The organism is Flavobacterium sp. GNP002, assembly GCF_054343795.1.
The window spans coordinates 1,506,365-1,530,587 of the sequence record NZ_JBTGUW010000001.1 but is presented as its reverse complement, the minus strand read 5'-3'; the positions used below and the strand labels follow the sequence as shown (position 1 = coordinate 1,530,587).

At 35.8% G+C, this 24,223-nt stretch carries 21 protein-coding genes; 12 read left to right on the top strand and 9 right to left on the bottom strand.

The features are described from left to right. Positions 1-139: 139 nt before the first annotated feature. The 3 genes from ACXX80_RS06670 to ACXX80_RS06660 all read right to left on the bottom strand — a co-directional run bounded on the left by ACXX80_RS06670 (position 140) and on the right by ACXX80_RS06660 (position 8,299). A complete protein-coding gene (locus tag ACXX80_RS06670; protein WP_458552550.1) occupies positions 140-973 on the bottom strand; it encodes a hypothetical protein in 834 nt (277 codons plus the stop codon). A gap of 73 nt (positions 974-1,046) precedes the next feature. After that, entirely contained in the window at positions 1,047-6,938 is a 5,892-nt protein-coding gene (locus ACXX80_RS06665; RefSeq protein ID WP_458552549.1) for an MBG domain-containing protein, read from the bottom strand. A 284-nt stretch (positions 6,939-7,222) separates the two neighbouring features. Further along, positions 7,223-8,299, bottom strand: coding sequence for a helix-turn-helix transcriptional regulator (locus ACXX80_RS06660; RefSeq protein WP_458552548.1), 1,077 nt, complete (start codon positions 8,297-8,299; stop codon positions 7,223-7,225). 721 nt (positions 8,300-9,020) lie between these two features. Between ACXX80_RS06660 and leuC the strand changes: the two genes are divergently transcribed. From leuC to leuB, 4 genes are all read left to right on the top strand, one after another. Next, complete coding sequence (gene leuC, locus ACXX80_RS06655) at positions 9,021-10,415, top strand: 3-isopropylmalate dehydratase large subunit (RefSeq protein WP_458552547.1); 1,395 nt, start codon at positions 9,021-9,023, stop codon at positions 10,413-10,415. Between the two features lie 134 nt (positions 10,416-10,549). Next, positions 10,550-11,146, top strand: coding sequence for a 3-isopropylmalate dehydratase small subunit (gene leuD / locus ACXX80_RS06650; RefSeq protein ID WP_458552545.1), 597 nt, complete (start codon positions 10,550-10,552; stop codon positions 11,144-11,146). Positions 11,147-11,283: 137 nt separating this feature from the next. After that, positions 11,284-12,810: a hydroxymethylglutaryl-CoA lyase-like TIM-barrel protein gene (locus tag ACXX80_RS06645; RefSeq protein WP_458552544.1), complete on the top strand. Its 1,527-nt coding sequence runs from the start codon at positions 11,284-11,286 to the stop codon at positions 12,808-12,810. 33 nt (positions 12,811-12,843) lie between these two features. Next, the gene (gene leuB, locus ACXX80_RS06640) at positions 12,844-13,905 is read left to right on the top strand and encodes a 3-isopropylmalate dehydrogenase (protein ID WP_458552542.1); all 1,062 of its coding nucleotides are present in this window, start codon (positions 12,844-12,846) and stop codon (positions 13,903-13,905) included. Between the two features lie 159 nt (positions 13,906-14,064). Here leuB and rbp read toward each other — a convergent pair whose 3' ends face one another. Then, positions 14,065-14,427, bottom strand: a complete 363-nt coding sequence (gene rbp, locus ACXX80_RS06635; protein WP_066079550.1) for an RNA-binding regulator — start codon at positions 14,425-14,427, stop codon at positions 14,065-14,067. Between the two features lie 154 nt (positions 14,428-14,581). Next, a complete protein-coding gene (locus ACXX80_RS06630; RefSeq protein WP_458552540.1) occupies positions 14,582-15,067 on the bottom strand; it encodes a DUF6252 domain-containing protein in 486 nt (161 codons plus the stop codon). Positions 15,068-15,266: 199 nt separating this feature from the next. On the opposite strand from ACXX80_RS06630, the gene ACXX80_RS06625 reads away from it, so the two are divergent. From ACXX80_RS06625 to ACXX80_RS06590, 8 genes are all read left to right on the top strand, one after another. Beyond that, complete coding sequence (locus ACXX80_RS06625; RefSeq protein WP_035668607.1) at positions 15,267-15,827, top strand: 30S ribosomal protein S16; 561 nt, start codon at positions 15,267-15,269, stop codon at positions 15,825-15,827. A 15-nt stretch (positions 15,828-15,842) separates the two neighbouring features. Further along, on the top strand, positions 15,843-16,367 hold the full coding sequence (gene rimM, locus ACXX80_RS06620; RefSeq protein ID WP_315210905.1) for a ribosome maturation factor RimM: 525 nt from the start codon (positions 15,843-15,845) through the stop codon (positions 16,365-16,367). A gap of 129 nt (positions 16,368-16,496) precedes the next feature. Beyond that, entirely contained in the window at positions 16,497-16,862 is a 366-nt protein-coding gene (locus tag ACXX80_RS06615) for a four helix bundle protein (RefSeq protein WP_458552538.1), read from the top strand. Between the two features lie 71 nt (positions 16,863-16,933). Next, positions 16,934-17,641: a tRNA1(Val) (adenine(37)-N6)-methyltransferase gene (locus tag ACXX80_RS06610; protein WP_458552537.1), complete on the top strand. Its 708-nt coding sequence runs from the start codon at positions 16,934-16,936 to the stop codon at positions 17,639-17,641. Between the two features lie 238 nt (positions 17,642-17,879). Continuing rightward, entirely contained in the window at positions 17,880-19,058 is a 1,179-nt protein-coding gene (locus tag ACXX80_RS06605) for an acyl-CoA dehydrogenase family protein (protein ID WP_458552535.1), read from the top strand. A gap of 92 nt (positions 19,059-19,150) precedes the next feature. After that, positions 19,151-19,933 carry a DUF3050 domain-containing protein gene (locus tag ACXX80_RS06600; RefSeq protein WP_417951122.1) on the top strand — a complete coding sequence of 261 codons (783 nt, stop codon included), beginning with the start codon at positions 19,151-19,153 and terminating at the stop codon, positions 19,931-19,933. 63 nt (positions 19,934-19,996) lie between these two features. Continuing rightward, positions 19,997-20,734: an SGNH/GDSL hydrolase family protein gene (locus tag ACXX80_RS06595; RefSeq protein ID WP_458552533.1), complete on the top strand. Its 738-nt coding sequence runs from the start codon at positions 19,997-19,999 to the stop codon at positions 20,732-20,734. Between the two features lie 81 nt (positions 20,735-20,815). After that, entirely contained in the window at positions 20,816-21,712 is an 897-nt protein-coding gene (locus ACXX80_RS06590; RefSeq protein WP_458552531.1) for a serine/threonine protein phosphatase, read from the top strand. A gap of 31 nt (positions 21,713-21,743) precedes the next feature. On the opposite strand, the gene ACXX80_RS06585 is transcribed toward ACXX80_RS06590, so the two are convergent. The 4 genes from ACXX80_RS06585 to ACXX80_RS06570 form a co-directional block, all read right to left on the bottom strand. Continuing rightward, on the bottom strand, positions 21,744-22,061 hold the full coding sequence (locus tag ACXX80_RS06585; RefSeq protein WP_035668621.1) for a 2Fe-2S iron-sulfur cluster-binding family protein: 318 nt from the start codon (positions 22,059-22,061) through the stop codon (positions 21,744-21,746). A gap of 166 nt (positions 22,062-22,227) precedes the next feature. Then, positions 22,228-22,467: a NifU family protein gene (locus tag ACXX80_RS06580; RefSeq protein WP_073205171.1), complete on the bottom strand. Its 240-nt coding sequence runs from the start codon at positions 22,465-22,467 to the stop codon at positions 22,228-22,230. Between the two features lie 70 nt (positions 22,468-22,537). After that, complete coding sequence (locus ACXX80_RS06575) at positions 22,538-23,665, bottom strand: Mrp/NBP35 family ATP-binding protein (protein WP_315210915.1); 1,128 nt, start codon at positions 23,663-23,665, stop codon at positions 22,538-22,540. Between the two features lie 202 nt (positions 23,666-23,867). Then, entirely contained in the window at positions 23,868-24,197 is a 330-nt protein-coding gene (locus tag ACXX80_RS06570; RefSeq protein WP_458552529.1) for an MGMT family protein, read from the bottom strand. Positions 24,198-24,223 lie beyond the last annotated feature (26 nt).

Genomic DNA, 24,223 nt, shown 5'->3' with positions numbered 1-24,223 from the left:
GAAGTGTTTGTGATTTTAAAAAATCGCAAAAAATGAATTTCAAATTTAGGCTTTTTTTAATCTAAAGAAAAGGGAAGTTATGAACAAAAAAAAGGCCTTGATTTCTCAAGACCTTAGGAATTATTCAAAACCAAACTACTTATTTAAAATTCCAACCTAATGTCAATCCAAATGCTACAGGTTTAATTGTTGCCTCCTTATCTGTGCTATACAAACCATTTGCTTTTCTATCGGTAATCGATTTTTGATTATATCCAATGTAAGACTCATTCTGTTTTTGATCTAAAATGGTACCATAACCACTATCTAAAAACATAGCAGCATACAAGGCGTTCTTCTCTCCCATTTGAAAAGTAAAACCCAATTCAAAACTACTCATCAATATACCTTTTGTCTGGTATTTTCCTGATTGAGAATAAGCTGACTGTGTTCCAAAACCATATTCTGGCAAATCATTAATAGTTAAATTAACATCCGGATAATAACCAACTCCAGTAACAGCATTTGCAGCAGCTTCGATCTTATAATTTACAGGTAAAAAATACTTAACTCCAGCTCTAAAGTTGAAATCAACACCTACATTAATGTTTCTTTTATACTGCACAAATAACGGAATTTGAATAGCTTGCAGCGTTTGCTCCTCCCGATAATTAGCACTTATTACGTTATAAATAAATGCAGATGTAGTCTCATCAACTTCAAAACTTGATTGCGTTGCATCGCCCTGAGTCAAAAATACTTTTTGTTTGTATTGTGCAAATTCGACACCAGATCCAATACCAATTTGTTCTGTTATATTATAAATGTATCCTGCTTTAACAGCGCCTCCTATTTCATGACTCGCTCTAACGCCTTTGACATCGCTTTGAATATTAGCGATTCCTGACTGTACGCCAACGTAAAACTGGGCACTTGCTGCTGTAGAGAAAAGCGCGGCAACTAGTCCTAGTATCTGTTTATTGTTAAATTTCATATATATGTTATTTTCATATGAATAATTCATCCTCTCTTTATTTAAAAAAGAGGATTTCATATCCTTAAATTAGTTAATTTCTTACCAAAAGATTTTTTGTGAACACCTTACCATTAGACAAAACTAGTTTCACAATATAAATACCTTCTACACTTGGTGCAACCATCTCAATTGTGCTTTCATTAACCACTTTGTCTGTCATTAATGCCCCAAGTAAGTTGAATACCGTAACGCGAGCATTTTGGATTTTAGCAGCCTCTATATTGGTAATTAATTGGTAGCTTGAGTTACTTCGTACTGGATTAGGAGCAATATTCATGGTTTCTACTACTCCATTAGATGTTAAAACTAATGAACAAGTTCTTATTACTGTTCCATCTTTCTTTGTTGCAACTGCATAGTAAGAACCATTTAAAGCGCCTGTTTCTTTGAAGTATTGCGCTGTTTGACCAGCAACTACTACTCCGTTTTTATACCATGTATAAGCCACAAATTGATTTGAACTATTGTCAAAGAAAATAATATTATCAAATTGTTTTCTAATCAAATTTGGCTGGCTATTTACAATTGGCAATACAATACTTGATGCTGCATTGTAATTATTATCTCCTGCTTGAGAAGCTGTAAGCGTCGCTGAACCAGGATTCACAAACACCAATTCGTTATTTACAATTGTTGCCACATTGCTATTCGAAGATGAAAAACTGATTCCTAAACCACTAGTAGAAGTCGCAGTCAACGCTATTGACGCTGAGCTACCACAAGCTGAAACTAAGGTTTGATTCCAAGTAATTACTTGATTTGCTTTAGTGATAGAATAGTTTGCAGGCACAAAAGTAACCGCATAATTTACTCCAGCACTTAATGTTCCTTGTCCAATTGCATACGTACCAGCGTTCTCACCTGTTACTCTATTTAAAGCTCCAGTAAAGGAGTCTCCGCCGAGTAAACTAGGCGTATCAACATAAGTTAAAGGAACATCTGTTGTTCCGTAAACTTTAGTTTTTGCAGCTGCAGTTACGTTGATGGATTTAGGAGTAATTGTAAAACTAGTAGTACCAGCTACTGTCAGTTCATAGTTTGGTCCTGCAGATAAATCTCCTTTAGTGTAATTGTAGGTTCCAACGTTATTATTTGCTACACGACCTAAACTACCTGTAAAACTATTTCCTGCAAGCAAAACCTCACTTGAACTATACGTGAAAACAGGATCTTGAGCACCGTACTCTTTTGTTTGTCCAGCAGTTGCTGTTATAGTAATTGGTTTAGCTGCAATTGTAAAATCTGACGAAACAAAATTAATTACATAATTAGCTCCGGCATTTAATGTTCCTTGTGCAATCGCATACGTACTCACATTCTCTCCAGCTACTCTTGACAAAGTTCCTGTAAAAGCATCCGTTCCTGATAAACTAGGTACAGCAACGTATGTCAAAGCAACATCGGCTGTTCCATAGACTTTAGTTTTAGCATCAGCTGTTACTGTGATTGGTTTAGCGGTAATAGAAAAGTTAGCACCAGCGTAAGTAATTAAATATTTAGACCCAGCTGAAAGTGAACCTTGATTAATAGCATAATTACCAATGTTTTTACCACTAACTCTTGTTAAAGATCCTGTAAATGAATCTCCAGAAAGCAAACTTGGTGACGCTGTATAAGTTAAAACAGGATCACTTTCCCCATATACTTTAGTTTGAGAAGGTGTTGCAGTTACGGTAATTGGGATTTGATTTAATTTCAGTACATAATCATAGGTAGCACTACAACTATTAGCATCAGTAGCGGTAACCGTAAAATTACTATCAGCAATTTGAGTTGAAATACCTGTTATCTGTCCAGCTGTTGATAGCGAAAAACCAGAAGGCAAACTTCCCGCTGTGACTGCATACGTTTTAGATCCTGTTCCTCCTGAAGCTACTATAGTTTGACTATATCCAGTATTATAATCATAACCAGACAAAACTGTTGTTGTGAAATCAATTACCGTTGGTTGTGTAATGGTAACAATTGCTGTTGTTGTACACGAATTAGCATCAGTGATTGTACAAGTATATGTTCCTGCGGCTAATCCAGAAGCCGTTGCAGCTGTTCCACCACTTGGAGACCATGAATAAGTATAACCTGATGTTCCACCTGATACAGAAACTGTTGCACTTCCAGTAGAACCACCGTTGCAAGACACATTGGTTTGCGTTGTAAGATTTGCCACTAAAGCTGTTGGTTGAGTAATGGTAACACTTTGAGTTGTTGTACACGAATTTGCATCAGTGATTGTACAAGTGTAAGTTCCTGCAGCTAATCCAGATTTAGTTGCACTTGTGCCGCCACCTGTCCAGCTGTAAGTATAAGTTCCTGTGCCACCTGATACAGAAACTGTTGCACTTCCAGTAGAACCACCGTTGCAAGACACATTGGTTTGCGTTGTAAGATTTGCCACTAAAGCTGTTGGTTGAGTAATGGTAACACTTTGAGTTGTTGTACACGAATTTGCATCAGTGATTGTACAAGTATAAGTTCCTGCAGCTAATCCAGATTTGGTTGCACTTGTGCCGCCACCTGTCCAGCTGTAAGTATAAGTTTCCGTGCCACCTGATACAGAAACTGTTGCACTTCCAGTAGAACCACCGTTGCAAGACACATTGGTTTGCGTTGCAAGATTTGCTACTAAAGCTGTTGGTTGTGTAATGGTGACACTTGCTGTTGTTGTACAAGAATTAGCATCAGTGATTGTACAAGTATATGTTCCTGCGGCTAATCCAGAAGCCGTTGCACTTGTGCCGCCACCTGTCCAGCTGTAAGTATAAGGTGTTGTGCCACCTGATACAGAAACTGTTGCGCTACCTGTAGAAGCTCCATTGCAAGACACATTGGTTTGCGTTGCAAGATTTGCTACTAAAGCTGTTGGTTGAGTAATGGTAACACTTTGAGTTGTTGTACACGAATTTGCATCAGTGATTGTACAAGTGTAAGTTCCTGCAGCTAATCCAGATTTAGTTGCACTTGTGCCGCCACCTGTCCAGCTGTAAGTATAAGTTCCTGTGCCACCTGATACAGAAACTGTTGCACTTCCAGTAGAACCACCGTTGCAAGACACATTGGTTTGCGTTGTAAGATTTGCCACTAAAGCTGTTGGTTGAGTAATGGTAACACTTTGAGTTGTTGTACAAGAATTAGCATCAGTGATTGTACAAGTATATGTTCCTGCGGCTAATCCAGAAGCCGTTGCAGCTGTTCCACCACTTGGAGACCATGAATAAGTATAACCTGATGTTCCACCAGATACAGATACTGTTGCACTTCCAGTAGAACCACCGTTGCAAGACACATTGGTTTGCGTTGTAAGATTTGCCACTAAAGCTGCTGGTTGAGTAATGGTAACACTTTGAGTTGTTGTACACGAATTTGCATCAGTGATTGTACAAGTATAAGTTCCTGCAGCTAATCCAGATTTGGTTGCACTTGTGCCGCCACCTGTCCAGCTGTAAGTATAAGTTCCCGTGCCACCTGATACAGAAACTGTTGCACTTCCAGTAGAACCACCGTTGCAAGACACATTGGTTTGCGTTGTAAGATTTGCCACTAAAGCTGCTGGTTGAGTAATGGTAACACTTTGAGTTGTTGTACACGAATTTGCATCAGTGATTGTACAAGTATAAGTTCCTGCAGCTAATCCAGATTTGGTTGCACTTGTGCCGCCACCTGTCCAGCTGTAAGTATAAGTTCCTGTGCCACCAGATACAGATACTGTTGCACTTCCAGTAGAACCACCATTGCAAGACACATTGGTTTGCGTTGCAAGATTTGCTACTAAAGCTGTTGGTTGTGTAATGGTAACACTTGCTGTTGTTGTACAAGAATTAGCATCAGTGATTGTACAAGTATATGTTCCTGCGGCTAATCCAGAAGCCGTTGCAGCTGTTCCACCACTTGGAGACCATGAATAAGTATAACCTGATGTTCCACCAGTAGGAGTTACCGAAGCTGAACCATTAGATCCACCATTACAAGCAACATTGGTTTGAGCTGTTGTTGCTGTTAAAGCTGTTGGTTGGGTAATGGTAACACTTGCTGTTGTTGTACAAGAATTTGCATCAGTGATTGTACAAGTATATGTTCCTGCGGCTAATCCAGAAGCCGTTGCAGCTGTTCCACCACTTGGAGACCATGAATAAGTATAACCTGATGTTCCACCAGTAGGAGTTACCGAAGCTGAACCATTAGATCCACCATTACAAGCAACATTGGTTTGAGCTGTTGTTGCTGTTAAAGCTGTTGGTTGGGTAATGGTAACACTTGCTGTTGTTGTACAAGAATTAGCATCAGTGATTGTACAAGTATATGTTCCTGCGGCTAATCCAGATTTAGTTGCATTTGTGCCGCCACCTGTCCAACTGTAAGTATAAGGTGTTGTGCCACCATTAGGATTTACCGAAGCTACACCATTAGATCCACCATTGCAAGACACATTGGTTTGAACTGTTGTTGCTACTAAAGCTGTTGTTGGTTGGGTAATGGTAACACTTTTTGTTGTTGTACACGAATTTGCATCAGTGATTGTACAAGTATATGTTCCTGCGGCTAATCCTGTTCTGCCTGCAGTTGTGATTCCTCCACCCCAGTTGAAAGTGTATGGAGCAGTTCCTCCAGTTGGAGTTAAATTGATTGCCCCATTTAATCCTCCATTACAAGACACATTGGTTTGAGCTGTTGTTGCTGTTAAAACTGTTGGTTGGGTAATGGTAATACTTATTGGTGTTGGTGGTGTACAATAATTTGCATCATCGATTGTAAATGTATAGGTTCCAGCTACCAATCCTGTTCTATCTTTACCTATGACTCCATCATACCAGACGATAAAGTATGGAGCAGTTCCTCCAGTTGGAGTTAAATTGATTGCCCCATTTGATCCTCCATTACAAGACACATTGGTTTTAGCCACTGTAAAAGATACATCACATAAATTGTTAATAGTAACAGTAAACTGCTTTTCAAAAAACAAACCACCTTGATCTGTAGTTCTAATTCTAATTGCATACGAGCTTTTAGTCTCAAAATCTGGGCTGGCTGTAATTCTTAAATCATTTCCGCTGATAGTAAAAGAAGCATTGTCGGTACTTCCTGTTCCCGAAACTAAAGTATATGTGAATGTATCTGCTGTATTTGCATCTGTAGAACCAAAAGTTCCAACGGTTGAATTGGCAGCTACGTTTTCATTAATAGCTGATGCAGAAAGTGAAATATTTGTTGGAGCGATATTTACAGGAGTTAAATTTCCAATTATTGCGTTAAAATCTGTCCAAACTGCTGCTGCACTATAAGCTGCTTCTCTACCAGTAGGTACGTTTAAAGCACATCCTCCTTGGTTTGTTGTTCCGCCAAAAACATTTGCATTAATAGCAATAGGGTTTAGCACATAACAATTTACTGTTCTTAAATTAGTACAATTATTAAAAGCAGAACCTCCAATAGATGTCACCGAATTACCAATAGTTACGGAAGTTAAACTAATACAACTACGAAAAACAAAACTTCCAATAGATATCACCGAATTAGGAATAGTTACAGATGTTAAACCTGTACAATCAGAAAAAGCACCACCTCTAATAGATGTCACCGAATTAGGAATAGTTACAGATGTTAAACTAGTACAACTCCTAAAAGCATAACCTCCAATAGATGTCACCGAATTAGGAATAGTTACAGATATTAAACTAGTATTATACTCAAAAGCAAAATTTCCAATAGCAGTTACGGAGTACGTATTACCATTATATGTTACCGTACTTGGTATATTTGCAATAGGACCATTAAAAGGATTAGAACCAACCCAAGAATTATCACCAACCTCAACAGTTGCTGGCGAAGTGGAAGTAACATTATATAAAATTTCACCGTCGGTAAATGATTGTCCAAAGGACCATGCACTCCAAAAAAGTGCCATGAAAAAGAGTAATTGTTTTTTCATAAATATTTTTATTTAAGTTAAATGTAAATGCAAAGTCCATTGCAGGAGCAAAATTAATAATTCCAATCACATTCGAGTAGCCCATTCGGACAAATCGATAGCCCATTCGGACATTTTTTATGTTTTTTTTAAGAAGAAAAAAAAAAAAAACATAAATCCTTGAATACAAAAACGATGCTCCCAAAGTAAAAAACAAGCAACTAAAAAAAGGATTAAAGCAAAATGATAAGTTGCATGAATCCTTGTTATTCGGTAGCGCTAATTTTGACTCTAAAAAAGTAATTTTAATGTATCATACTTTCTGGACGTGATTCTGACGGGAGTTCGCCGAACTTTTTCTTAAAAACAGCACTAAATTTACTGTGATTATCATACCCAACTTCTAACGCAATATGCTTGACCTGCATATTAGTATTCAAAAGTAATTGCATGGCAAATTGCATTTTTTTATCAATATTATACTGCAGGATCGATGTTCCATACACCAACTTAAAATCCATTTTTAGTTTTGAAGGAGATACATTTAACTTTTGAGCTATAGCTTCAATTCCTAAAAAGGGTAACGCTAAATCTCTTGATATTAACCGCTCACATTGCGACATCTTTTTATAATCTACAGTATCTTTTACTTTGTAATCTTCCTTTCTCAAATCGGCGAAAGCATTCTTGAAAAAAGTGGAAACCAAACTCAATGTTTGAGATTTTAAAAGCGTATCACTAAAAATATCATTATTGAAATTTATAAAAGTTTGTTCAATTTCATGAGACAACTCTTCGGCATTTGGCACAATATCTTGGTAAGATATAAATCCTTTATCTGAATCCAAAAACTTTTTAAAAGGAAGGTTCTCCTCTAATTTATCAAAAGGAATGTTTTTTTTGATCCAGTTTGGATGAAAATGATAGATATAAAACTCACATTTAGAACCTTTGTAAAAATGCGCACCTACATCAGTTCCTGGTTTCTTAAAACCCCAAAATTTATTTTGAAAAGGGATGTCATCAATAAACCTATTTTGCAGTTTTACTTTGCTTTCATACATCGTAAAAGTAAGCGTATAATGTTCACTCGGAATAAGTTCATCATAAACCGTTTTTATCAAAGCGTTTTGTTTAAACTCAATGTTAGTTATCGTGAGCCAGCAACCTTCATCAATTTTCCGATAACGAAAAGTCCCTTTTATAAAAGGATTATTCCTAACTACCAGCTGATCTTTTACATGATGCTTGCTTCCTGGAGTTTTTATAGTTGCTTCTATCATCAACTCTGGCGTATTTGCCAAAAAAGGAAATTCAAAAAAACCGGATTGATAAAATTTCAGATTGGGTTTGATAAATTGGAACCACTTTGTTAAATTCATATTTCTAATTTACATATCATATCTAAGCGACAAAACCTTCAATTAAGATTCTTTTACATAAAAATCCAATAGAACTTATAAAACCGCATCAAAGAGGACTAAATTTGGAGCAAATTAACAAAAAACTATTACAAGCCAAAAAAGCTACGTAATTATTTTTAAATAAATATGAACCATCTAAATGAACATTGCTTTTTTATTTTTATCACATTACAGCATTTACATTTTTATTTGAGCCTAAAATCTATTTGTAATTAAAAAAAACAACGGCAATAATTTTCTTTTGGATGTCGTAAAATTAAATCTTAAAAAAAAAGAAAAATATCCACTTTTAAAAGCCTTTAATTTAAAAAATAGAAAAAAAACACCACCTAATAACCAAACACAAAACCTGCTAATCATTACTGATTTTATTAAAAAATCATGCTTTTGATGCTAAAAATCAGTTATTGTATCGTAATTACATTAATTTGATAAATTATTAAAAACAATTGCCTTTAAAAATTGAAGCTTCTAAAGAAGAGAATTAAAGCAGAAACAAAAGAAGACTTTCTATATAATAATTACAAAAATATTTTCGGATATCTGCATAAAGCGTTTTTGGGTATCGTATATAATGAAATATTAAATAATAAAGACTTGATTCTTTTTTTAGTTTTGCTCTCATTGTTATCATCTTAGCCAACTTGGCTATAAAAAAATACATTAAAAACATATTAAAATGAGTACTACATTATTTGACAAAGTATGGGATTCGCACGTGGTGCGTAAAATTGAAGATGGACCAGACGTGTTTTTCATTGACCGTCATTTCATCCATGAAGTTACTAGTCCTGTAGCTTTTTTAGGTTTGAAAGAAAGAGGAATTTCAGTATTATATCCGGAGCGTACTTTTGCAACTGCGGATCACAACACACCAACTATAAATCAACATTTACCAGTTCAAGATGCATTATCTGCCAATCAATTAAAAGCATTAGAAGACAATGCTGCAGAATATGGCATATCGCACTGGGGATTAGGTCATAAAAAAAATGGAATTGTACATGTAGTAGGTCCTGAAAACGGAATTACTTTACCCGGTGCCACTATTGTTTGTGGAGATTCACACACTTCTACGCATGGTGCTTTTGGTGCTATTGCTTTTGGCATCGGAACTTCAGAGGTTGAAATGGTTATGGCTACACAATGCATCATGCAACCAAAACCAAAGAAAATGCGCATCAACGTAAATGGTAAATTGAGCAAAGGTGTTGGCCCTAAAGACGTTGCGCTTTATATTATTTCTCAATTAACAACTTCTGGAGGTACCGGATATTTTGCAGAATATGCAGGAAACGTTTTTGAAGATATGTCGATGGAAGGTCGTATGACTGTTTGTAACTTGAGTATCGAAATGGGTGCTCGTGGTGGTATGATTGCACCTGACCAAAAAACATTCGATTTCTTAGAAGGAAGATTATACGCTCCAAAAGGCGAAGCTTGGACAAAAGCAGTTGAATATTGGAAAACTCTAAAAACCGATGCTGATGCTGTTTTTGATGCAGAATTAAATATTGATGCTGCAGATATTGAACCAATGATTACATATGGTACGAATCCTGGAATGGGAATTGGTATCTCAAAAAATATTCCGAATGCTAACCAAGTAGAAGGTGGCGAGGAAACATATAAAAAGTCTTTGGCCTATATGGGTTTTGAAGAAAATGACGTAATGATTGGCAAACCAATCGATTTTGTTTTCTTGGGAAGTTGTACTAATGGTAGAATTGAAGATTTCAGAGCTTTTACAGAAATTGTAAAAGGACGTAAAAAAGCAGAAAATGTTACGGCTTGGTTAGTTCCCGGTTCTCATGTAGTAGAAGCACAAATCAAAGAAGAAGGACTTTTGGACATTCTTACTGAAGCTGGTTTTGTATTACGCCAGCCAGGCTGCTCGGCTTGTTTAGCAATGAATGATGACAAAGTACCTGCAGGAAAATATGCAGTAAGTACTTCAAACAGAAACTTCGAAGGTCGTCAAGGTCCTGGTTCAAGAACCTTATTGGCAAGTCCAATTATGGCCGCTGCTGCTGCAGTAACAGGAGTGTTGACAGATCCAAGAGATTTGTTCTAGTTGAATGTCAATTTCAATGGCAATAACAATATCAAAAGAGAATTAAAAATATAAAGGTTTTAGTTTTTTAAAAGTCAATTTTTCAAAAGGAAAGTCTGAAATCTAAAATCCTAAATCTAAAATCATAAATCACAATGGCATACGATAAATTTAATATTCTTACCAGTAGTGCAGTACCACTACCAATAGAAAATGTGGATACCGATCAAATTATCCCAGCACGTTTCTTAAAAGCTACCAAACGGGAAGCTTTTGGAGACAACCTATTCAGAGACTGGAGATATAATGGAGACGATACTCCAAAAGCAGATTTCGTATTGAACGACGCAACGTATAGCGGGAAAATATTAGTTGGCGGAAAAAACTTTGGCTCAGGTTCTTCCAGAGAGCACGCAGCTTGGGCAGTATACGATTATGGATTCCGTGCTGTAGTTTCAAGTTTCTTTGCAGATATCTTCAAAGGAAATTGTTTAAACATTGGTGTTTTACCGGTACAAGTTAGTCCAGAATTTGCCGATATTATTTTCAAGGCTATTGAGAATGATCCAAAAACAGAATTGGAAATTAATCTTCCTGAACAAACCATTACACTAAAAGCAACTGGTCAAAAAGAATCTTTTGATATTTCCGGATACAAAAAAGACAATATGGTTAATGGTTTTGATGATATTGATTATTTGCAAAACATCAAAGAAGAAATTGTTGGGTTTGCCAATCAACTCCCTTATTAGAAACAAACAATAAAAAAGCAGTTATCTTAAGCTCAATAGTATTGTTAAGCCAGATAACTGCTTTTACCTTTTTATAAAACACAACAGCAAGACTTCAAATTACTGAAATCAAAACTGCTTTTAGCTTCAAATTTATAATGAAAAAAAGAAAAATTGAAATAATGGATACGACACTCCGTGATGGTGAACAAACCTCGGGAGTATCATTTTCTGCTGTAGAAAAACTAACCATTGCCCAATTGTTGTTGGAAGAATTAAATATTGATAGAATCGAAATTGCTTCTGCACGCGTGAGTGAAGGGGAATTTCAAGGTGTAAAAGGGATTATGACTTGGGCTAACGAAAAAAACTACTCCAATAGAATTGAAGTTCTAACCTTTGTAGATGGCGGACTTTCCATAGATTGGATGAAAAAAACCGGAGCTAAAGTCCAGAATTTATTAACCAAAGGATCTTTGAATCATTTAACGCATCAGTTAAAAAAAACACCCGAACAACATTTTACTGAAATTGCACAAACCATAGCTTTGGCTAAGGAAAATAATATTGAGACTAATGTATATTTAGAAGATTGGAGTAACGGAATGCGAAATTCACCTGAATATGTTTTTCAATATTTAGATTTTCTGACCAAACAACCTATCAAGAGAGTCTTGCTACCGGACACTTTAGGCGTTTTGATCCCTTCTGAAACTTTTGAATTTATTTCGAAAATTATAGCAAGGTACCCAAACACCCATTTTGATTTTCATGCCCACAACGACTACGATTTAAGCATCGCAAATGTAATGGAAGCTGTAAAAGCTGGTATTCAAGGACTGCACGTGACTGTAAATGGAATGGGAGAACGCGCTGGAAATGCTCCACTTGAAAGCACTGTTGCTGTAATTAATGACTTTTTTCCACAAATAGAAATTGGCGTAAAAGAATCTTCATTATATTCTGTGAGTAAGTTGGTCGAAACTTTTACAGGATATAGAATTCCGGCAAACAAACCAATTGTTGGTGACAATGTATTTACACAAACAGCCGGTATTCATGCTGACGGGGACAACAAAAATAATTTATATTTTAATGATTTACTTCCGGAACGTTTTGGAAGAAAAAGAAAGTATGCTCTAGGTAAAACATCTGGAAAAGCTAATATTGAAAAAAATCTTCAGGAATTAGGCCTTCAATTAAACCCTGAGGATTTAAAATTAGTTACGCAACGTATCATTGAATTAGGTGATAAAAAAGAAACCGTTACCAAAGAAGATTTACCTTATATAATCTCTGATGTTTTAGACAGCCAGACCTATCAGGAAAAAATTATTGTTGAGTCCTATATACTATCTCACGCAAAAGGCATGCGTCCATCGACTACTTTATCTTTAAAAATAGATGGTGAAATCATTGAAGAGCACGCACAAGGTGACGGGCAATTTGATGCTTTTATGAATGCACTGGCAAAAATATATAAAAGCAAAAATTTAGAATTACCTAAATTGATTGATTATGCTGTCCGAATTCCGCCAGGAAGTAGTTCTGACGCCTTATGCGAAACCATAATCACCTGGACGAATAATGAAAAAGAATTCAAAACTAGAGGACTTGATTCAGACCAAACAGTTGCCGCAATCATTGCAACACAAAAGATGTTAAATGTCGTTGCTGCCCAATAATAAATAGAAATACATTAATATAAAATATACCTAATGAAATTTAACATAGCCCTTTTAGCTGGAGACGGAATTGGACCCGAAGTAATCAATGAAGCTGTAAAAGTTTCGGATGCTATTGCAAAAAAATTCAACCACGAAATCACTTGGACACCTGCACTTACAGGAGCTTGTGCCATTGACGCCGTAGGAGTTCCTTATCCTGATGAAACGCATGAAATTTGTATGGCTGCTGATGCTGTTTTATTCGGAGCCATTGGACATCCAAAATATGATAACGACCCAAGTGCGCCTGTAAGACCCGAACAAGGTTTATTATTGATGCGTAAAAAATTAGGCTTGTTTGCCAATGTGCGTCCAACCTTTACATTCCCATCTTTGATTGATAATTCTCCTTTGAAAAGAGAACGCATCGAAGGAACTGATTTAATTTTCTTAAGAGAACTTACTGGAGGAATTTATTTTGGAGAAAAAGGAAGAAAAGACGATGGCGAAACAGCGTATGATACTTGTACTTACACCAGAGCTGAAGTACAGCGTTTGGCTAAAAAAGGTTTTGAACTTGCTATGACCCGAACTAAAAAACTATGTTGCGTGGACAAAGCTAATGTAATGGAAACTTCTCGCTTGTGGAGAGAAACCGTACAAGCAATGGAAAAGGATTATCCTGAAGTAACTGTAAGTTATGAATTTGTAGATGCAGTTGCGATGCGTTTAGTACAATGGCCAAACTCTTATGATGTATTGATTACTGAAAACTTATTTGGAGATATATTAACAGATGAAGCTTCTGTAATATCAGGTTCTATGGGATTGATGCCATCTGCATCTGTTGGAGAACATACTTCATTGTACGAGCCTATTCATGGATCTTATCCACAAGCCACGGGATTGAATATTGCAAATCCACTAGCGACAGTATTATCTGCAGCGATGATGTTTGAAGATGCATTTGGATTAAAAGAAGAAGCAGAAGCTATTAGAGCAGTTGTGAATAAATCATTAGAACAAGGAATTGTAACCGAGGATTTAGCTTCTAAAGACTCAAAAGCATACAAAACTAGTGAAGTGGGTGACTGGCTAGTTGCTAATCTATAAGTTTTCAAAGTTTCATTTGTTTAAAATTGAGTAATAGCTAAGATTACAACCTGAAAAAACAACACTCTCTTTTAGCTTTTACTCAGCTTTAAACAAAACAATAAACAACAAAAAAGGTGTCAATAAATTGACACCTTTTTTTATAGCTAGAAAAAAATATTAATATCCTCCTCTGTTTCCACCACCACGGTTTTCTCCACCACGGCTGTTTCCACCACCATAACCACCGCGTGAATCTCCACCACGACTGTTATTGTTAAAACTTCTTCTTTCACCTTCTGGTTTAGGCTCAGATTTGTTTACTACGATTGCACGTCCTTGAACAGTAGCTCCGTTCAATTCGTCAATTGCTTTTTGAGCTTCGTCATCATTTGGCATCTCAACAAAACCAAATCCTTTACTTCTTCCAGTAAATTTATCAGTAATAATTTTAACTGAATCAACTGCTCCGTAAGCCTCGAAAGACTCTCTTAAATCTGCTTCCTCAATACTGAATGGAAGGCTTCCAACAAAAATATTCATATGTACTTATTTAAATAATAGAACAAATGTACTCTAATTTTTTTCTAATCTACTATATATTAGCTTATTTATGTTTTTATTTTAATTTCAAAAAAAGGAAATGAACATCCTAAAGCAAATGATTAGGCATTTTATCAAACCAACTCCTCATAGATTACTGAGCAAGAGAACTAACTACAGGAACCTTATAAAAAACTCCGTGTTGAAAATTAACAACCGGACTGGCTAACGAATTACTATTTGTATTTTTAGCATTAAACTTAAAAGTGCCTGTAACAGTATTATTAACAGCATCATATTGAGTTATCACTATCTGACCTTCTCCTATACCAAAACCCGTAGAAAAAGTAACTAAACCATTCGTAGGATCAGTTACTGTATAAATTGCTTTTTTAGACTCACTGGTTCCTAAAAAATAAGTTTGAGCAGTTGTAGAAGTAGTTTTTAAGGATAGTGTTTCATTTGCTGTAAAAGATTCTATGAGCAAGGATCCATCAGCTGCTAGTGTTGCTCTAGATTGCACCCCTCTCCAAAACACATTATCCTTCATGCCCTGAAGCGAAGGATTATTAAAACTAATGTCCTCCTCACAAGAGACTAAAGAAAAAAGCACGACAATAAACAAAAAATATTTTTTCATAAACGCATCTTTTAGAGCAACAAAAGTATGACATTAGACCTTAAAAAAATAAAATCGCATTAAAAAATAAAACAACAGCCACACCTAAAACATTACTGTTCATTAAAATACCAATCGAATTAGTATTTATCGATAAAAAATGTATCTTTGCACCCTTAATTAATCGAGGTCGAGTACCTCAAAATTTAATCACAAGATTATGTCAGTAAAAATTAGATTACAAAGACACGGTAAAAAACAAAAACCTTTTTACTGGGTTGTAGCTGCAGATGCACGCTCAAAAAGAGATGGTAAATACCTAGAAAAAATTGGTACTTACAATCCAAACACTAACCCAGCAACTATCGAATTGAACCTTGATAGCGCAGTAAAATGGTTGCACAATGGTGCTCAACCTACTGATACTGCTAAAGCTATTCTTTCTTACAAAGGTGCTTTATTGAAACACCACCTTGATGGAGGTATTCGTAAAGGAGCTTTAACTCAAGAACAAGCGGACGCAAAATTAGCAGCTTGGTTAGAAGCTAAAGCTGGAAAAGTTGACGCTAAAAAAGAAGGATTGACTAAAGCACAAGCTGCTGATAAAGCAAAAGCTTTCAAAGCAGAACAAGAAGTAAATGCAAAACGTTTAGCTGCTGCTGCACAAGCAGAGGCTGATGCTATTGCTGCTGCAACTCCAGCTGTTGAAGAAGAAGTTGCTGAAGTTGAAGCTGAAGAAGCTCCTGCTGCAGAAGAAAATAACGAAACAACTGAAGCATAATTTTAGAAGGCGAAGATGCGTAAAGAAGATTGTTTCTACTTAGGTAAAATCGCTAAAAAATTTAGTTTCAAAGGAGAAGTTCTTGCCTATTTAGACACGGACGAACCTGAGTTATACGAAAACTTGGAATCAGTGTTTGTTGAATGCAACAAACACTTGGTTCCTTTTTTTATTGAAAGCAGTTCACTGCACAAAAACGACTTTCTCAGAATTCGTTTTGAAGATATGAATACCGAAGAAGATGCCGATGCTGTAATAGGTAACGACTTATATCTTCCCTTAAATATGTTACCAAAACTTACCGGTAATAAATTCTACTTCCATGAAGTAATTGGTTTTGAAGTTGAAGACAAACGCCTTGGTGTTGTTGGAAAAATTGAATCCATAAATGACACTACTGCTCAGCCACTATTTGAAGTTTTAAACGGCGAAGTAGAAATTCTTATTCCTATGATTGACCATTTCCTTGTGAAAATTGACAGAGAAAATAAAAAAGTCATCATGGACCTTCCCGAAGGATTGATCGAAATGTATCTTTAGGGGAAATTCCAATATTTTAAATTCCAAATTCCAACGTAAAAAAGGAAAATTCCAATATTTTAATCTAAATTTGAAAATCTGGGCTTTGGTTGAAATTTAGAATTTAAAAAAATTGAGATTTAACATTTTATGGAAAAACCATTCGATTTAGAAGAAAGAACTTTTTTGTTTGCTAGAGAATGTAGAATCTATGTTCAAAAGCTGCCGAAAACTATTTCAAATATTGAAGATGGTAAACAATTAGTAAGATCTTCAGGCTCTGTTGGCGCAAATTACATTGAAGCCAACGAAAAACTAGGAGAAAAGGATTTATCATTTCGTTTGAAAATAGCCAGAAAAGAAGCTAAAGAATCTAAATATTGGCTTCGGTTATTACAAGAATTAAATCCAGAATTAAAAGCAAATTCAGAAAATTTACTGTTTGAAGTCGAAGAATTAAGAAAGATTTTATCGGCAATAATAACAAAAACAACAAAATTGAAATTCCAAAATTGAAATTCTTCCTTTTATTGGAATTTGGAATTTAAAAAATTTGGAATTTTCATTATCTCCTTAAATCCTAAATTATGTTTTCATTTAAAAAATTTGTTATAGAGCAGGACCGTTGCGCCATGAAAATTGGAACTGACGGTGTTTTGCTTGGCGCTTGGACCCCCATTGAAAACAACCCTTTTAGCATTTTAGATATTGGAGCTGGAACAGGTGTCATCGCTTTAATGCTTGCGCAGAGAAGTACCGCGGAACAAATTGACGCTTTGGAAATCGACGAAGAAGCGTACGAACAATCTGTAGATAATTTTGAAAACTCCCCCTGGAGCGATCGCTTATTTTGTTTTCATGCCGGTTTAGACGAATTTGTAGAAGAACCAGAAGACGAGTACGATTTAATTGTTTCCAACCCTCCATTTTACACTGACGATTACAAATCCGAAAACGAGCAACGCGATTTAGCCCGTTTTGCTGACGCTATGCCTTTTGAAGATTTAATCGAAGCTGCCGCTTTACTACTTTCTGAAAACGGAATTTTCGCAGTCATAATTCCTTTTAAAGAAGAAGAAAATTTCTTGGCTCTAGCCAAAGTATACGAATTATTTCCTTTAAAAATCACTCGCGTAAAAGGAACTCCAACTACCGAAATCAAACGCAGTTTATTGGCTTTTAGCCGAAATGAAAACGCCGTTATTACTATTGATGAATTGATTATCGAAACCTCAAGACATCAATACACCTCAGAATACATCGAATTGACAAAAGATTTTTATTTGAAAATGTAATTCTGGATTCTATCTAAATACATCAACAGTCTTATTTAAAATAAATTTGAAAGTGCAATTAACAATTTTATTGTAAATTAGTAGGCAATGCTATTTTTTCATTAAAATCATGCTTTGAAAAATATCATATTTGATTACAAAATTCGTAATTTTCGATTAAAATAAAAAAATATAACATTTGTTAATGCTTTTGTTATATTTCTTTATGTAAATTTGCGTCATATAAAATTACCAAACCATGAAACCAGACTTATTTCAAGCTCCAGATTATTATAACTTAGACGATTTACTAACAGAAGAACACAAACTAGTACGTGATTCTGCCCGTGCATGGGTAAAACGCGAAGTATCTCCTATTATAGAAGAATATGCTCAAAAAGCAGAATTTCCAAAACAAATCATTAAAGGTTTGGGTGAAATAGGTGGTTTTGGTCCTTACATTCCAGAAGAATATGGTGGTGCAGGTTTAGACCAAATATCATATGGTTTAATTATGCAGGAAATTGAACGCGGTGATTCTGGTGTTCGTTCCACTTCATCTGTACAATCATCTTTAGTAATGTATCCAATATGGAAATACGGAAATGAAGAGCAACGCGTAAAATACTTACCTAAGTTAGCTACAGGAGAATACATGGGATGTTTTGGATTAACAGAACCTAATTACGGTTCAGATCCAGGCAGCATGATTACAAACTTTAAAGATATGGGCGACCATTATTTATTGAATGGCGCCAAAATGTGGATTTCAAACGCTCCGTTTGCTGATATTGCTATTGTTTGGGCAAAAAATGAAGAAGGAAGAATTCACGGTTTAATCGTAGAACGCGGAATGGAAGGTTTTTCTACTCCAGAAACACATAACAAATGGTCACTTCGTGCCTCGTCAACTGGAGAATTAATCTTTGACAATGTAAAAGTACCAAAGGAAAACTTATTACCCAATAAATCTGGACTAGGAGCACCGCTTGGCTGTCTAGATTCAGCACGTTACGGAATTGCTTGGGGAGCCATTGGTGCAGCCATGGATTGTTATGATACGGCACTGCGTTACGCAAAAGAAAGAATCCAGTTTGACAAACTTATTGCAGGAACTCAATTACAACAAAAGAAACTAGCCGAAATGATTACTGAAATCACTAAAGCACAATTATTGACTTGGAGATTAGGCGTTTTAAGAAATGAAGGCAAAGCAACAACTGCTCAAATTTCTATGGCAAAAAGAAACAATGTAGATATGGCGATTCATATTGCCCGCGAAGCCAGACAAATGCTGGGCGGAATGGGAATTACAGGAGAGTATTCTATCATGCGACACATGATGAATCTGGAATCCGTAATTACGTATGAAGGTACTCATGATATCCACCTATTGATTACCGGAATGGATATTACTGGAATTCCAGCTTTTAAATAGTAGTAAACGACTATTAAAGTATATATAAAATTGATAACAAAAGCTTCTTGGAAACAGGAAGCTTTTTTATCTTTACATAAAAAATACCACCTATGAATATTGAGACAATCAACAATAGCATTCAGCCCCAAAAAGAACTATTGTTACAACATTCTTTATACAAAAAAGTAAAAACCATTGAAGATTTACAGTGTTTTCTCGAAAACCATGTTTATGCCGTTTGGGATTTCATGTCATTATTAAAAGCACTGCAATCTAAGTTGACCTGCACAACTACTCCTTGGTTTGCCACTCAAAATCCTCAAACCAGGTATTTGATAAATGAAATAGTAGTTGCGGAAGAATCTGATTTGACAATTGATGGCCGTCGCCAAAGTCATTATGAAATGTACATTGAAGCGATGGAAGCTTGCGGAGCAAACACCGCTGGAATTGAACATTTTTTATCTGAAGTAAATTCGCTTAAAAACATATTTGTTGCTATCAAAAAAAGCAATTTACACCCTAACATTAAAGCTTTCTTAGACTTTACTTTCAGAGTTATTGACGAAGGGAAATCTCATGAAATTGCAGCTGCATTCACTTTTGGTAGAGAAGATTTAATCCCAAGTATGTTTACCGCTATTCTGAAAAACTTTCAAGAAAATTTTCCGCAAACTGATTTGAGCAAACTGATTTATTATTTTGAAAGACATATCGAATTAGATGCTGATGATCATGGCCCAATGGCAATGGAAATGATAACTGAACTTTGCGGGACTGATGCTCAAAAATGGTCTGATGTAGAAGAAATATCAATTTTAGCACTGGAAAAACGTATTGGACTTTGGGACGCTATCGAAGAAACAATTATGATGAATGTTGAATTGGCATAAAACCAATACTTCCTAATAAACGTAACTATTATTTAGAAATGAATTCTATCAAATTTCAAAATAATGAAAAAACAATTCCAAGTAATAGTTGCGTTCTTTTTTCTGCTTTTTATTGCGGGCTGCAGCACTGAAAGCCCAATTCCTGAAACAACTCCCACACCAATAATTACAGCTCCGCAAACACAAGCGAAAACCTATAATTATTTAGCACTTGGAGACAGTTATACCATTGGACAGAGCGTTTGTGAAACCTGCAGATTCCCGGCACAATTATCAAAAAGTTTAGGTAATTTAAATCCGAACAATACCCATTCCCTGAAAATTATCGCACAAACCGGATGGACTACCACCAATTTAATTTCGGCGATAAATACACAAAATCCAACTTCAAATTATGATTTGGTCACACTGCTAATAGGAGTAAACAATCAATATCAAAACAGGTCTTTTCTGTTATATGAAAAAGAATTTCCTGAATTAGTAAATAAGGCTATTGCGCTTGCAAAAGGAGACAAAACGAAGATAATTGTAGTTTCTATTCCAGATTATGCCTATACTCCTTTTGGCCAAGCATCAGGGAACCAGACTACAATTTCTGCAGAAATAAATCAGTATAATGCTTTTGCAAAAAAATACTGTGATGACAATGCTATAGTGTTTATAAATATAACCGACATCACCAGACAAGGTTTGATCAATAAAAATCTTGTAGCCCAAGATGGACTGCATCCTTCGGAATTAACGTACTCTTTATTTGTAGAACGAATTTTACCAAAAGCGGCAACAGCTTTAAGCAATTAAAAACAATTTGGTAAAAGAAGTATCAATGAAAAAACAGCTTTCTTCGCTATTTTTTTTATCTTTAATATCTAAAATAAATAAATGTCTTCCCAAGAACGATTAACAAAAGCTTACAAAGAAGCCAAAAGAGTTCCTTTTGACAATCAATCAAAATTTATCCTTTTTAGTGACTGCCACAGAAGCGACAATAGTTTTGCTGATGATTTTGCCAGCAATAGAAACGTCTATTTTCATGCGATGACCCAATATTATAACGATGGCTTTACGTATTGTGAGCTGGGTGATGGGGATGAATTATGGGAGAATATTTTTTTTAAAACTATTTTCGAAGCACACAAAAACGTCTATCTTTTACTAAAGAAATTTCATGATTCTAATAGGTACCATAAAATTTGGGGTAATCACGAAATGACTTTTCGAGATAAAGACCATGTAGAAAAAACGCTTACGACGTATACAAACACCCAAAACGACAGAATTGAACCCTTGTTCACTGGTATACAATGCCACGAAGCCATCGTTTTAGTGCATCAGGAAACCAATCAGGAATTGTTTTTAACTCATGGTCATCAGGCCGATTTCATGAATTATGTGGGTTGGAAAATCAATAGATTTATGGTGCGCATCTTATGGAAACCGTTGCAAATTTGGGGAATATCTGATCCCACAAGTCCCGCTAAAAATTATGTAGAGCGAATAAAAATCGAACTGCGCATCAAAAAATGGATTGAGAACAATAATCGAAAAATTACTATTGTGGGTCATACGCATCGACCTAGTTTTTCCTATCCAAGTCAGAACACGACACCTTACTTCAATGATGGAAGCTGCGTACATCCTAGAAGCATCACTGGAATTGAAATTGTAAATGGAACTATAACACTTATAAAATGGTTTATCGACACAAAGGAGAATGGCATTCTTCAGGTTGTAAGAGAAGTACTTGAAGGTCCGACAAATCTAAAAGATTACAAATAAAAAAGCGTTTGCCTAGGCAAACGCTTTTTTATTAATTTTCAGGAGCCAACTCCAGTTCTAATCCTTCGAGACTTTCGGTGATTGGGATTTGACATCCCAATCGACTGTTTGATTTTACGTAAAATGCTTCTGAAAGCATCGCTTCTTCATCATCGCCCATTTCCGGTAAAGCTACATCATTAAGAACATAACATTGACAAGAAGCACACATAGCCATTCCGCCGCAAGTTCCTTCTACAGGAAGCTCGTAGGCTTTGCATAATTCCATGATATTCATGGCCATATCTGTAGGAGCCTGTAATTCGTGCACTACTCCTTCTCTATCTTTAATTTTTATTAATACATCCATAAATCAGTTATGAGTTATAAGTTATGAGTTGTGGGTATGCAAATTTGCGTGAGGGATAGCAGCAAGCTACCGAAGTAGCGCGGATAGCCCGACGCTTTTAAGAAAAAAGGCAGCTACCCAGTTTATCGAGTAGCCTTTTTTCTTAAAAGGGGCACGCCTAAAAAATTTATAGAATATTTACAACAGTTTCTATTTGTGGTGCAAACTTTTTGATGGTGGTTTCCACCCCGGCTCTTAGTGTCATTTGGTTTACACTACAACTGGTACATGCCCCCTCGAGACGTACTTTTACGTGTTTGTCGTCCTCGATGGAAATCAGTGTGATATCACCGCCGTCAGAATTCAAAAAAGGTCTAATTTCTTCGAGTGCTTTTTGAACTTCTATTGTTAATTCTTCTGTTGTCATTTTCTTTATTTAAAGATTGAAAGATTAGAAAATTGAAATATTATAAATCATTTTCAAAAGATTCTAATTTCTATTTTTTTACTGCTGAACAACCAGCCATAGTTGTTATTTTTACAGCCTCAGTCGCAGGTAAATTTTCGTTTCTGCTTACAACTTCCTGTACTACATTTCTAGTGATTTCTTCGAAAACAGTTTCAATAATTGATCCTGTTTGCATCGCTGCTGGACGACCAAAATCTCCTGCTTCACGAATAGATTGTACGATAGGTACTTCGCCAAGGAACGGAACTTCTAAATCTTCTGCAAGATTTCTTGCTCCTTCTTTTCCGAAGATGTAATATTTATTTTCTGGTAATTCTTCTGGTGTGAAGTACGCCATGTTTTCTATAATTCCTAAGACAGGAACATTTATAGCTTCAGACATGAACATTGAAACTCCTTTTTTGGCATCGGCCAAAGCTACTGCTTGTGGCGTACTAACAATCACAACACCTGTAATAGGCAATGATTGTACGATTGAAAGGTGAATATCACCTGTTCCCGGAGGCAAATCGACTAACATGAAATCCAATTCTCCCCAGTCAGCATCAAAAATCATCTGGTTCAACGCTTTAGAAGCCATTGGTCCTCTCCAAATTACCGCTTGACTTGGCGCTGTAAAAAATCCTATTGAAAGAATTTTCACTTCGTAGCTTTCAACAGGTTTCATTTTTGATTTCCCATCAACTGTTACAGAGATTGGTTTTTCATTTTCTACATCAAACATGATTGGCATAGATGGCCCATAAATATCAGCATCAAGGATTCCAACTGAGAAACCCATTTTAGCTAGTGATACCGCTAAGTTTGCAGTCACAGTAGATTTCCCTACTCCTCCTTTACCAGAGGCAACGCCAATAATATTTTTGATTCCCGGTATTGACTTTCCTTTGATTTCTGGTTTGTCAGCAACCTCAACTTTACTATTGATTTTGATTTTAGCATCCGGAGATACTAATTCAAGAATTGTTTTTTTGATATCGTCTTCGGCACGTTTTTTTATGTGCATTGCCGGTGTATGCAATACTAAATCAACTACAACCTCATCGCCAAAAGTAACTACATTTGCTATTGCACCACTCTCCACCATGTTTTTTCCTTCTCCAGCTATAGTTATCGTTTCTAAAGCTTTAAGAATCTCTTTTCTATCTAATTTCATTTTTAGTTAACTGTTTTCTATTAGTGTTTTACCACCAGAATATTATCTTTATTTAAACTGATTTCAGATTACAAAGATACTGTGAAAAGTTCTTATTATAAAGAATTTGTATCGCATTTATTGATGAAGAAATTGAGGGCGATTATTAGATAAAACATCGCTTTTTGACCGTAACAAACCTTATGAATTGAACTTTTACAGATTACTCAATCCTAACTTCCGGTTGCCAAAAATGTTTTTCGAAATCTACAATTTGGTTGTCAATGACAGTCAAACCTTCGTTTTCCAATAATTGCTGCATTAGATTTGTTCCGTCAAAATGAAGTTTTCCTGTTAGCAATCCTTTTCGATTCACCACACGATGCGCCGGAACATCTTCAAGATTATGCGAAGCATTCATTGCCCAACCCACCATTCGAGCAGAACGAGCAGTTCCTAAAGCCTTTGCAATAGCGCCATAAGAAGTCACTTTTCCGTAAGGAATTTGTCTGGCGATGGCGTACACACGTTCAAAAAAGTTGTCGTTTGACATATTTTATAAAATCAGGTAAAACGGTA